At 40.1% G+C, this 12,279-nt stretch carries 8 protein-coding genes and 2 pseudogenes; 1 reads left to right on the top strand and 9 read right to left on the bottom strand.

What is annotated here, in order from left to right; translation table 11 throughout:
• Nucleotides 1–259 precede the first annotated feature (259 nt).
• From AC0KTX_RS15665 to sigW, 9 genes and pseudogenes are all read right to left on the bottom strand, one after another.
• Nucleotides 260–748, bottom strand: a complete 489-nt coding sequence (locus AC0KTX_RS15665) for an SMI1/KNR4 family protein (RefSeq protein ID WP_021096119.1) — start codon at nucleotides 746–748, stop codon at nucleotides 260–262.
• Nucleotides 749–757: 9 nt separating this feature from the next.
• Nucleotides 758–2,389 carry a hypothetical protein gene (locus AC0KTX_RS15660; protein WP_474253028.1) on the bottom strand — a complete coding sequence of 544 codons (1,632 nt, stop codon included), beginning with the start codon at nucleotides 2,387–2,389 and terminating at the stop codon, nucleotides 758–760.
• A gap of 1,513 nt (nucleotides 2,390–3,902) precedes the next feature.
• Nucleotides 3,903–4,176: pseudogene (locus tag AC0KTX_RS15655) on the bottom strand (hypothetical protein); the annotation flags it as partial.
• 96 nt (nucleotides 4,177–4,272) lie between these two features.
• Nucleotides 4,273–6,075: a glutamine--fructose-6-phosphate transaminase (isomerizing) gene (glmS, locus tag AC0KTX_RS15650; protein WP_474253027.1), complete on the bottom strand. Its 1,803-nt coding sequence runs from the start codon at nucleotides 6,073–6,075 to the stop codon at nucleotides 4,273–4,275.
• A 469-nt stretch (nucleotides 6,076–6,544) separates the two neighbouring features.
• A complete protein-coding gene (glmM, locus tag AC0KTX_RS15645; RefSeq protein WP_474253026.1) occupies nucleotides 6,545–7,894 on the bottom strand; it encodes a phosphoglucosamine mutase in 1,350 nt (449 codons plus the stop codon).
• A 30-nt stretch (nucleotides 7,895–7,924) separates the two neighbouring features.
• Nucleotides 7,925–9,262, bottom strand: a complete 1,338-nt coding sequence (locus AC0KTX_RS15640; RefSeq protein ID WP_474253025.1) for a CdaR family protein — start codon at nucleotides 9,260–9,262, stop codon at nucleotides 7,925–7,927.
• Complete coding sequence (gene cdaA / locus AC0KTX_RS15635) at nucleotides 9,255–10,070, bottom strand: diadenylate cyclase CdaA (protein ID WP_474253024.1); 816 nt, start codon at nucleotides 10,068–10,070, stop codon at nucleotides 9,255–9,257. Before cdaA ends, AC0KTX_RS15640 begins: the two co-directional genes overlap by 8 nt.
• A 145-nt stretch (nucleotides 10,071–10,215) precedes the next feature.
• Nucleotides 10,216–10,818, bottom strand: a complete 603-nt coding sequence (locus AC0KTX_RS15630; RefSeq protein ID WP_474253023.1) for an anti-sigma factor family protein — start codon at nucleotides 10,816–10,818, stop codon at nucleotides 10,216–10,218.
• A 14-nt stretch (nucleotides 10,819–10,832) separates the two neighbouring features.
• Nucleotides 10,833–11,396 carry an RNA polymerase sigma factor SigW gene (sigW, locus tag AC0KTX_RS15625; RefSeq protein ID WP_474253022.1) on the bottom strand — a complete coding sequence of 188 codons (564 nt, stop codon included), beginning with the start codon at nucleotides 11,394–11,396 and terminating at the stop codon, nucleotides 10,833–10,835.
• 209 nt (nucleotides 11,397–11,605) lie between these two features.
• Here sigW and AC0KTX_RS15620 point away from each other — a divergent pair.
• Nucleotides 11,606–11,815 (top strand): annotated as a pseudogene (locus tag AC0KTX_RS15620) (MerR family transcriptional regulator); the annotation flags it as partial.
• Nucleotides 11,816–12,279: the final 464 nt, after the last annotated feature.

The raw sequence follows: 12,279 nt of genomic DNA, 5'->3' as shown, positions 1-12,279 counted from the left end.
AACCAGCTTATGTTTGGTTGCGAAAATTTGATGGGCGAGCCAGTCCATAATCTCCCTTTTGTCGTTGTCGCTCTGGTTTAACTGTATATATTTACCAAATGGGCAGTGCCACCTTTCTTTAGGTTTTGTCTTTTTGGCACAAAATCACAAAAAATAATTAACAGAAAATTCTAACTATATTTATGCAATGCTAATGACCTTATATAATTTTTTAAATCCGGGGAGGAATCCTGAGAAGCATCCTTTCTCAAAAATGGCTTTAAAAATCATCGTAAGCATCACCTAACGGTATAAAATCTTCTTGTAGCCAGTACCAATGTCTACCTCTATTTTCTATCAATCGTTCTAATAAATCGGTAAAAGAAGTCGCTATAATAGAACACTCTCCTACCACCCCATGCCTATCATAAAAGCTGTCATAGCACCTACCGAGCCTACCCGGATTCAAATCAATCGTAATGTACTCTCCATTTCTATCCGTTGCACAGATATACCAATCGGATGAAATATCTTCTTCACATAACTCCCCTACAATAATAGGGTTAGCTAACTGAAAATCCTGAGGAGGGACTATTAAAATGGAATAATCAGCCTTTTCAAATAAAAGCGCCCCCCCACATAACTCATAAAACTTATACACATCATCAGGTAAAATATGCGATGTACTCACATTTGGAATACCAGCTGGAGGATAAACTACACAATCCCCTAAATTTTTTATTTTATTAATTAAATTCTCAATCCTCATTTTTCTTCACTACTCCCGATAAATATATTGATGAAATGCACGATAATACTCTCTTCTAGCAGACTGGGGAACACCAGCAGCATCGAACATTCTCTCTGTTAATTGTTGCATTTCTCTCGGCGAAACTGTTTTCCAATCTACTTTTCCTCCAACTTTTTTACCGGTTTTTTCGTATAACCATTGTCTATATACTGCTTTTGTGGCATCATGTTGTGCTTTTGTCAAAGCAACTGTAGGGGTATCAGCACCTCTACTTACATAGTTTGGTACATTATGCTTAGCCCAGACATCTAATATACCATGGTGATTTTCTAGTGGTTCATTGCTTGGACGATACGGTACGACATCATACGGTCTAACATTACCCGTACCCTTAGTGCTAAGTTCAACGCCATCGTTGCCTGTTTTGCCTCCGCCTAAATTTACCCCCGTCTTCTCACTCAGATAAGCTCGAACTTTATGCTCCAATCCATTGGTGTTCTCGACCGGAGCCTTAACGTTCCCAACCCCTTCCATGGCGAATCCCATTTGCCGGTCAGGGATCGTATTTTTCAGATTGGTAAGGGCGTTGTCTACGAACCGGCCGGCTTTCAGTGCACCGTTTGCTGTTTGATTTTTCAAATGTTGCTGGATTTCTTTTGCCCATGCTTTGGCATTTCTGATGCGGGAAAATATTTTTTCCGCACGGACAACCATGTCGCAGGCACGCTGTGATTTCTGATGCAAGCCTGTTAATAGCCGAGAATCCAATGCTTCTCGAAGAGGCGCGATTTTGGCGGCACTACTGAATTTTGAAAGCGCGCTGACGCCAGGGACGATATCCAATGGAGAAAGGACGCCGCGGAATACTCGTTCGCCTGCTTTCAACTCCCTCCCTGAAAGCCAGTCTTTTCCGGAAACGGCTGAGCTTAATTCCAGTGTACCATAAGCCGCTCCCAATGCCATCCCTGCTGGCGGACAAATCAATGAAGTGCCTACTATTACAGCAAGTGCCGTTACTTGCCCCCAAAATTCTTTGTTCATTTGCCCGTCTTTGATCGATTCATACTGAAAAGCCCGGGAATTCAATGCTGCCTGTATATATTCCTGTTTCGAAAAATCTTGCTGGGGGTTCAGTTCTTTCCATGAAGCGTATTCCCGTTCCATCAGCCTGGCATAGTAGTTGCTGCCGCTGAACAGATCTTCCAGTCCGACCTCGGCTTTTGGCACTTCGATTTTTTGTTGTGTGCCGTATGCTCCGGGAGGGACAACCGTTTTTTTTGCGCCAATGTGGTTTTTCGTTTTGATCTTTGATATTGATAAGTTGCGCATCGCTTCCATAAAAACATCGATATCTTGATAAAACGGCTCATCGATGGTGCGGTCGACAATCTCTCCGATGCGGCTGTTAAAGCGGTGCAGGACGAGATAATCTTCATATAATCGTTGATATTGGCTTTTGCGGTCTGTGTGGGTGAAAGAGATGACACCGTCTGTGTCATATTTGGCAATGTCTGATTGGACATCTTCCAAAAGATCGCTAATATCTTTTAAGTTGTCGATCATGCCTTTGCCCCATGCACCGAGGCCGATCAGGTCGCCAATGCCTTTCTTGGTCCTTTCCCATTCAGAAGGTATATAGTTGACATTCACTGCATTCATGCCTCCGATTGAAACGAAATGGATTCCATCATGTGGAAAAGCTTTTTGTTTCATTATAAGGGAAAACATGAAAGTTTTGGTAAAAAGAAATAAAAAAAGGGAATTTTAAGTAAAAACTACCAATAATTTTTCAGATAATGTTCTTATTTTAGGTCATAGGAACCGATCAAATAGACTTAAACCAATTTTTCCTGAATGAAACGTTAAAAATATGGTCTCACTCTCAATTGAATGAGAAGGGAATGAGCCGGATGTTTACTTTATTAAAACAGATGGATCAGGTAAAATGGTTGATACAACATGGATTTCATTGTCGGCAGGCAAACTTTGAAATCTGTTTTAAACGGAAATAAAAAAGAGTCGTCGACCCCCAATCGTGCAAAAATCCCCGGGGATCGACGACTCTTTCAAATCTTTATTGAGCCCAAGCAAATCAAAGGTTTGATAAAAATTCCCCTTTTCGTTAAAATAAAAATAACTGTCAAGCATTAAAAATGAAATGCTTATTTAACAACGTTTTTTGGGGTTTTTATCTTAACTATGAGGAATTGAAACTTGAGTTGGCAAGATACCAGTCAGCAACGCTTAGTTGTTTTTATCTTAACTATGAGGAATTGAAACTCTTTAATTCCGGTGATTTTGCAGTTGGCGCAGGCGTTTTTATCTTAACTATGAGGAATTGAAACTCCCAAACCTCTGGCAACGAGTGCCATTCGTCTAAGTTTTTATCTTAACTATGAGGAATTGAAACCTTACATGAATAATTAATAGAAGAAGTATTCGTTCCACTTTTGAAATGAGGGCTTTAAACATTAGTTACATCTAGATCCTTAAGTCTCAACATTCTTTTGCAATACTTATTTTCAAATGTCGATTCTATATCGTGAAAAACACCACAGGAAAAAGACCAAGAAAGTCTGACGGAAAAGTCTCGGAAAAATCTTCGGATTGTTTACTTATACTCGATATTTGCATCTTTGATCAATCTTTTATATGTTCCACTATTCCTAAAATCCTTCTTTGAAGTTATCACCTTATAAATCAACATTTCACGTTGTTTCTCTGACATTTCATTTAAGCACGCTTCTCGTTAGAGAATCCATGTCAAGCCCTTAAATGGATAGATCACATACATATATGTATATTTATTCAAAATTTTGATAAAGATATACCGCAACACTCTGTATTTTTTTCTTGCAGAAACAAACTAAACTTTTTGAGCTAGTAATAACTTTACAAAAATTTTATAAATCACCGTAAAAAAGATTAAATGAATTGTTTACTTTTTCCTGACTTTTTAAAGATTTTTACTATATTTTTCTCTTTTCTAAACAAAATAAGATTGAATTGTAAGTTAATAGAAAAGAAAGGAGAAAAGGAGAATAGATGAAAGAGTTTTAGAGGTTCAAAGATGGCTGAATAAAACCTACGGCGGTAGAGCTGGTTTTAATGAAGTGACTGAAGACGGAATTACTGGATAGAAAACGGTCTATCGCTTAATCCGGGCACTACAATTGGAAATGACAATTGTTTCTTCCAACGGCAATAAAGGAAACTGTTCTCCAATATCAACTCAAAAATCAGAATATTCAGTTAAATAAAAGTGGTTTCGTTCTAAATCTGATAAAAACTCGTGCTGTCTATTCGTTTTAATTCCCTTTAAACGAGCAGAGCTATCTAGTAAAGGTCGTCTTGAATGTTTAACCAGTGCCAATATCAAAACCTATACCTGAGCCACGATCTACTTTAATCAGCTTTAGATGTTTTTCTTTTGGACATAAAAACACCCCTTTAGACAATCATAATCTAAAGGGGTAAAACTGTGCAAATTTTTATAAACGGTATGACTTTATTCAAAGGCCACATATCCACTGCAAACTGTTTTATTCGACCGTTACGCTTTTTGCCAGGTTGCGTGGTTTGTCGACGTCGCAGCCGCGGTGAAGGGCAGCGTAGTATGCAATGAGCTGCATTGGAATGACAGCAACAAGCGGAGTTAGATCTTCATGAACTTTTGGCAAGATGAAACGATCATCATCTTCTTCAAGTCCTTTCATGGAAATAACGCATGGATATGCGCCGCGAGCAACGACTTCTTTGACATTTCCGCGAATGCTTAAGTTTACATGCTCTTGGGTTGATAAAGCAATGACCGGTGTTCCGTTCTCAATTAACGCAATGGTTCCATGCTTTAACTCGCCGCCGGCAAATCCTTCTGCTTGAATGTAGGAAATTTCTTTTAATTTGAGCGCGCCTTCCAAGCAGACGTAATAGTCAACAGCACGGCCGATAAAAAAGCAATTGCGGGATGTTAACAAGTAGTCGCGGGCAATTTGTTCCATATCGTCTTTTTGGCCGCATAGTGTTTCCATTGCATTCGAAATAATAGCAAGCTCTTGCAATAGGTTGAATTCAAGCTTGATTCCTTTTGTTTCAGCTGCAACAGCCGCTAAAATGGCAAGAACTGCAATTTGTGCTGTATATGCTTTTGTAGACGCAACCGCAATTTCCGGTCCAGCATGAAGCAGAAGCGTATAATCCGCCTCACGGGAAAGAGTGGAACCCGGAACATTTGTAATCGTTAATGCTTTATGTCCAAACTCCTTCACTTGAACAAGCACCGCACGGCTGTCTGCCGTTTCTCCGCTTTGCGAAATGAAAATAAAGAGCGGATTATTTGATAAAAGCGGCATATTGTATGAAAATTCACTGGCAACGTGCACTTCTGTCGGCACTTTCGCCCATTTTTCGATTAATTGCTTTCCTACAAGCCCCGCATGATAGCTCGTTCCGCACGCTATAATATAAATGCGGTCCGCCTCATGAACTGCTTGAACAATTTCTTGATCAATTTTTAATTGATCGTGTTCGTCTTGATATTTTTGAATAATTTTACGTATAACAAGCGGTTGTTCATCAATTTCTTTCAACATGTAGTGAGGGTATGTTCCTTTTTCAATATCGCTTGCATCAAGTTCAGCAGTATATGGAGCGCGTTCTATTACGTCCCCGTTTAAATTTTTGATTGTCACGTGATCGCGAGTGACAACAACGATTTCTTTATCCATTAATTCAACAAATTGATTTGTTACTTGCAGCATTGCCATTGCGTCTGAAGCAACAACATTAAACCCGTTGCCAAGCCCCACGAGCAGCGGGCTTTTATTTTTAGCAACATAAATCACATCATCGTTTTGTTCATCCAATAACGCAATCGCATAGGATCCTTTTAGCAACGACAAAGTTTTGCGAAACGCTTCTTCAACGTCAAACCCTTTGCCCACAAAATGTTCAATCGTTTGGACAATGACTTCCGTATCCGTTTCACTTTTTAACTCAACATTTTGTAAATACTCACGCTTTACTTGCAAATAGTTTTCAATGACACCGTTATGCACGAGTGTAAAGCGTTTGGATGCACTTTGGTGAGGATGCGCATTTTCTTTGCTTGGCGCTCCATGAGTAGCCCACCGTGTGTGACCAATTCCGATGGAAGCTGAAACACTTGCGTCCACACCTTCACGAAGCTCCGCAATGCGTCCTTTTTCTTTAAAAACATGGATGCCGCTTTCATTTAACAGAGCAATCCCCGCCGAGTCGTAGCCTCTGTATTCTAACTTTTCCAAACCGCGCAATAAAATTTCCTTGCAGTCTTGTTGTCCGATATAACCTACAATTCCGCACATATTCTTACATTTCCTCCCCATTATTGGAGGGGACAAAAAGAAGCCTGATCAACTGGGGACAGAATCATTTCCAGCCATTTGACAGCTCCTCTGTCCCCTCACTCATGTTTTTTCGATCCCGTCTGTCAAGCCCTTTGGCCAAAGAGTCACCTCTTTGTTTTTAGGCATGACTTTACGGCTGTACGGGAAGGCAACCGGGAGGCATCCGCCGAAACTTCGATAAACCTCCTCCTCGTCAACTAAGCAGTTTTCCGCTCCTGCTTAGTTCAGGCGCTTTTCAAAAAATATATTCTTCCTGCCCACCTTTCTATTCTAGAATGCTGAAACAATTTATATATTACAATAAGGAAAAACAGTTCGTCAATTTCTTTCTGTTTTCCCTGTTGTATCCTATGCGCAAGGGCTTGTAACGGAAACTTTCGTGGCTGTTTTCCATATTGAAAAACGGGGCTATTTTTTATGCCCCGCTTCATTCCAACCCCATTTCCGTTTGAATAACCCCTGCAATTTTTTCGACATAACGCCGGCACTCTTCTTCCGTTTGAGCTTCTGCCATCACACGGACAAGCGGTTCTGTACCAGAAGGACGGACAAGAATGCGGCCGTTGCCGTTCATTTCTTGTTCCACTTCTTGAATGACGGCTTTTACAACTTGATTTTCCATCACGGCCTGTTTGTCACGGACTTTTACATTGACAAGAAGCTGCGGAAATTTTTTCATTTCACTTGCCAATTCAGACAGCTTTTTCCCTTTCATCTTCATGATGTTGACAAGCTGAATCGCCGTTAAAAGACCATCGCCCGTCGTATTGTAATCAAGAAAAATAATATGTCCGGATTGCTCCCCTCCTAAATTATAGTTGTTTTTCTTCATAGCTTCGACAACATAGCGATCGCCAACTGCGGTTTGGACGCTTTTTAATCCATTTTCTTCCAACGCTTTATAAAAACCTAGGTTGCTCATTACTGTCGATACAACGGTGTCCTCGTTCAGCATCCCCTGCGCTTTTAAATGTTTGGCGCAAATGAACATGATTTGATCTCCATCCACAATATTTCCGTTCTCATCAATGGCAATCAAGCGATCACCGTCCCCATCAAATGCTAAACCGACGTCGGCGCCTTTTTCTTTGACAAATTCAGCTAATGTTTCGGGATGAGTGGACCCAACGCCATCATTAATATTTAAACCGTTCGGTGACGCTCCGATGGTTGACACGTCTGCATCCAAGTCAGCAAAAAGATGAGTGGCAAGAGATGAAGTTGCGCCGTGCGCACAGTCTAAAGCAATATGTAAACCGGTGAACTCCTCATCAACCGTTTGCTTTAAGTATTGCAAGTATTTTTGCCCACCTTCAAAATAATCGCTCACTTGGCCAAGATCAGAGCCGATTGGTCTAGGAAGGTGATCCTCTTCTTGATCCAGCAGCGCTTCGATTTCCTCTTCCTGTTCATCGGAAAGCTTAAAACCATCGGAACCGAAAAATTTTATGCCATTGTCTTGAACTGGATTATGGGAAGCCGAAATCATGATGCCCGCCTCAGCTCCTAATGCTTTTGTTAAATAGGCAACTCCAGGAGTCGTAATCACGCCGAGTCTCATCACTTCCGCACCAATGGAAAGAAGTCCTGCGACTAAGGCGCCTTCAAGCATATGTCCTGAAATGCGGGTATCACGTCCGATTAAAACTTTTGGCCTTTCCTTCTTATCTTTTGTTAAAACATAACCGCCAAAACGGCCGATTTTAAACGCTAATTCAGGCGTGAGCTCGCTGTTTGCAATGCCTCTTACTCCGTCAGTACCGAAATATTTTCCCATGATCATCGCTCCTTTAAAAACATTATAAAATCAATTGGCAGTTCCTTCTTCAAGGGATTGTTCTTGTTCTTCGTTGTTTTCCGTTGGTTCATTTTGCCGTCCGTTCGTTTCCTCCGACTGTTTCTGATTGGATGAGATGCGGATTTTTATTTGTTCTGTTGATAAAACGGCCGTGATTTGGTCAGGAACCTTTGCCTTCACCTTTACTGTATGTTCCCCAGTTCCAAGATTGGCGACATTCATATAAAGTTCTATATCAGATTCCTCGATATCTTTCAAAACGCTCTCTTTTCCTTTCAACACAACGTCCAGTTTTCCTGTACTCGGATCGATAAATTCAAGAGTTTGATCATCCCGCAATCCAACCAAATTTACAGGCAATTGCGCCAATGTTTTTTCTCCCTGCTTTTCAATATCAATGTTAATATGAACTTTATTCGGGACGACCTTCGTTGCTCCTTTCGGAACCGGAATTTCAGCAACAATTGTTGCGTCATCCTGAATATTGCTTAAATGGATCGTACCCCCTTCTATAGCGTCGATCTCATTTAATACTTCTTTTGGGCCATATACGTCAACTCGACTAGGATTTAATCGAATCGATAAAAGATTGACCCCATCCGGAAGCTTTCCCGTTTTTTTTAATTCCAAGGGAACCGATTTGCTCGGACTTGTAACCGGAACTGTCACCACCACTGTTGACGGCTCCACTGTTACCGGCAAGATGTTTCCGTTTATATCATAAGCCTTTGCTTCCACCTTCTGTCGAATGGTATCATCGGCTCCCGTCAAATCCACCCTAACTTTTACCGAGGCAATGGCTTCGATATCTTCCTTCACCCCCGTCACTATTACTTCACTCGGGCTGACGATCGGTTCTCCAACTGTATATCCTTCATTTATCTTGCTTTTGTTGAGCACATCAACTTCCACCGGAAATTTCTCTGTCGCTTTCTTATGAATACCGACCGTTATGACAGCTGGATCTATTTTGACTTTTAATTGGTCGGAAAGATTTTTTTGTTGAAGGCGAACAGTATGTGTACCAATACCTAAATCCGTTAAATCTGCATAAATTTCAAAGTCCTTTACTTGCTTAGTTGTTGTTACAATGCTTTTCGGACCTTCAATGGTGACTGTTGCCGTTTTCGGTATGCCGGTAACAATGAAGGTACGATCATCATAATAAGCATGAACCGGGATGTCCGTCAAGGTAGCCGTTTCAGTTGAAGTAGATGGGTGGAACAGGTTGTTGGTTTCATCGTTATCGGATCTCGGCGATTCAATGTTGACGGATGCGTATAACATAAGCGCCAGCAGAAAAGAAACAATCCGCAGAAACCAATTATTATTCATTAGCTTATCCATTTTTTTTCACCCTCCAATGCCAACGGCTAGAGGCAGGCGTTTTGCTTTTAAATTCTGCCATAAGGAATTCTTTTAAAATCTCGGGGGTCAAATTTTTATGCAGCTCCCCGTTTTTGGCGATGGAGATGCCTCCCGTTTCTTCAGAAACAACAATCGTTATACTGTCCGTCACTTCGCTGATTCCGACCGCTGCGCGATGGCGCGTGCCGAATTCTTTCGATATAAATGGACTTTCGGAAAGAGGCAAATAACAAGCAGCCGCCGACACTTGCCCTTTTTGAATAATAACGGCTCCATCATGAAGCGGTGTATTCGGAATAAATATATTGATCAAAAGTTCAGAAGATATTTGAGAATTTAATGGTATCCCTGTTTCAACGTACTCTTCCAAGCCCGTTTCCCGCTCAACTGAGATAAGAGCGCCGATTCTTCTTTTCGCCATGTATTCAGCCGCTTTTACAATCGAATCAACCATGTTGTTGGAACTGTCATCTTCTTGGTTTGATGTACGAGAAAAAAGGCTTCCCCTGCCAAGCTGCTCTAGAGCTCTGCGAAATTCAGGCTGAAAAATAATAATGACCGCCAAAAAACCCCATATCAACACTTGGTCCATTAGCCATTGCAAAGTATTCAAGCCTATATACTGACTTAATACTCGAACAATAATGATCACAATGATGCCTTTTAAAAGCTGAATCGCTTTCGTACCGCGAATGACCATCATCAATTTATATATCACGAACCAAACGAGGAGAATATCAATGACGTCAACGAGGTAATGCAAAACAGAAAAATCCCCTAGGGTCATATTATGTTCCTCCAATAGTTCATTAAATCACCATTCACAAATATTTATTTGAGAAAAGCCATTAACAAAAATTCCATTTAATTATATCATACCTTTTCATAGGAAACGTAAACAAAACAATAGACCACCTTCATCATAAGATGGCCTATTTTTGGAAAACTTCTGATAGTGTTGTTTTGATTTCATACCAAAGCCATTCAAACGATTCGTTGATTTCCTCAACTTTTCCCGTCACCTGGCCGGCAGAAGCCATATATTGCTCGCCATTAATGACCGTTACATCCCCCTCGACTTTTCCTTTAATTTCTATATCCCCGTTTTTAACTGTAATATCCCCTTTTACCGTTTCTCCTTCCGGGACAATAACAGTATTGTTATCGACAATAATATTGTCATATTTTGTGACGCTAAATCTGCTTTCTTCATAGGAAGAGAATAGAACGCCCGTCATCAAGATGATAAAAAGGGAGGCAGCTGCTAGGAATGGATGATTGCGCAGCCAACGCTGAACGCCAACAGACCGTTTTTCCTTTGGCAATGATGCCATCACTTTTTGGGTAAAATGGTCAGGTGCTGCAATATGGGACAAACTCTTCACAAATAATACCGTTTTTTCAAGTTCTTGATAGTGTTTCATGCATTTCCGGCAAGAATGCAAATGTTCTTTTAAATATCTGCCTTCCTCTTCACTGATATCTCCATCCAAATATTTATGAATCCATTCGTTGATTTGTTTAGGACATTCCATCATTCTCACCCCCATCACAAATGCCTTAGTTGCTTACGCAAAGCTTCACGTCCCCGATGTATCCTTGTTTTGACCGTTCCGACTGGTATATCCAATACTTCAGAAATTTCCTGCAATGACAGATCCTCGATATATCTTAAAACAATGACAGATCGATATTTATCAGGCAGCTTTAATATTTCCTTTTGGATTATTTCTTGCAATTCCATTGCTTCCACTTCTTTTTCAGGCATAGCAATATCTGATGAAACTTGGGAATACAGTGTTAATCCATCGGTTCCCGCAACTTCTGCATCTAAATAATAATCTGGTTTCTTTTTGCGAATGCGGTCAATTGATAAATTGGTGGCAATTCTGTACAGCCAAGTGGAAAATTTTTTATTTATGTCAAAAGAATGAATATTAATATACACACGAAGAAAAGCTTCCTGTGCAATATCTTCAGCTTCATGCGCATTTCCCAGCATACGGTAACAAAGATGATAAATTTTATCTTTATATAAGTCAACAACTTCTGCAAAAGCATCTTGGTCGCCTTTTTTAATTTGCCTAATCTTTTTTTTCACAAACTCTTCCATTTATTTCTACCTCCGCAGTTGCGGGTACATAAAAATACGTAATAAGTTCCCTATCGGTTTCATTTTTTCACATAATTTCATTTTAGCAAAATTTAGGAATGTGGGGGATCTTTTTTTCCCTTTATCGAAAACTTTTGATCTTGCATCTACAGCTGCGTAAGGTAGTATGATCAAAAGAGAAAATTTCTGAGATAGGGGGCTTCGTTAAAATGAACAAATATCCATTTTACTCGATCGGAGAATTCGCCAAAAAAACAGGGATGACCGTTAGAACATTACATTATTACGATGAAATCGGACTGCTCAAGCCGAAAAAAGATTCTAACTCCGGCCGCAGGCTCTATTCTGATCAAGATATCTTGACGCTGCAAAAAATCGTAAGTTTGAAATTTTTAGGATACAGCTTGGAGCAAATTAAGAAAATGCTCTATGAAATGAACATGGATTTAAATTTAAAAGAAACATTGCAATTCCAACAAAAGTTATTTGAGGAAAAAAAGGAACAAATTGAAACGGTCCTCAAAGCAATTAAACGAACATTGGCTGTTTTAGAGGAAGAAGAGGATGTAGACAGCACTGTTTTAATGAGCTTAATCCACAGCATTCAAACTGAAAAAGTACAGCGCCAATTGGTCGAACAATATACTTCAAAGGAAATAGCTGAAAAGCTGTTTGACCAGCCTGAAGAGGAAGTTATTGAGTTCGACAAGGTGTACGTTCAATTGTCCAATGAAGTGAAAAAGTTGGCGGGTAGATCTTTCCAAGACCCTGAAGTGCTAGCACTTATGGAAAAATATTTAAAAGTAACTCAACTTTCGCACACAGAAATATTTAAGCATTGCTTGATATAATTAGGTATAGTGGCCAACCATTTATTCATTTG

The organism is Aeribacillus sp. JST-2 (assembly GCF_056032925.1).
The sequence above is the reverse complement of the archived record's forward strand: the minus strand, read 5'-3'. Positions and strand labels throughout refer to the sequence as shown.

Excerpts from the sequence above, each read along its gene's own strand:
- AC0KTX_RS15665 (WP_021096119.1), bottom strand. The coding sequence starts at position 748 with ATGAGGATTGAGAATTTAATTAATAAAATAAAAAATTTAGGGGATTGT.
- AC0KTX_RS15660 (WP_474253028.1), bottom strand. The coding sequence starts at position 2,389 with ATGAATGCAGTGAATGTCAACTATATACCTTCTGAATGGGAAAGGACC.
- glmS (WP_474253027.1), bottom strand. The coding sequence starts at position 6,075 with ATGTGCGGAATTGTAGGTTATATCGGACAACAAGACTGCAAGGAAATT.
- glmM (WP_474253026.1), bottom strand. The coding sequence starts at position 7,894 with ATGGGAAAATATTTCGGTACTGACGGAGTAAGAGGCATTGCAAACAGC.
- AC0KTX_RS15640 (WP_474253025.1), bottom strand. The coding sequence starts at position 9,262 with ATGGATAAGCTAATGAATAATAATTGGTTTCTGCGGATTGTTTCTTTT.
- cdaA (WP_474253024.1), bottom strand. The coding sequence starts at position 10,070 with ATGACCCTAGGGGATTTTTCTGTTTTGCATTACCTCGTTGACGTCATT.
- AC0KTX_RS15630 (WP_474253023.1), bottom strand. The coding sequence starts at position 10,818 with ATGGAATGTCCTAAACAAATCAACGAATGGATTCATAAATATTTGGAT.
- sigW (WP_474253022.1), bottom strand. The coding sequence starts at position 11,396 with ATGGAAGAGTTTGTGAAAAAAAAGATTAGGCAAATTAAAAAAGGCGAC.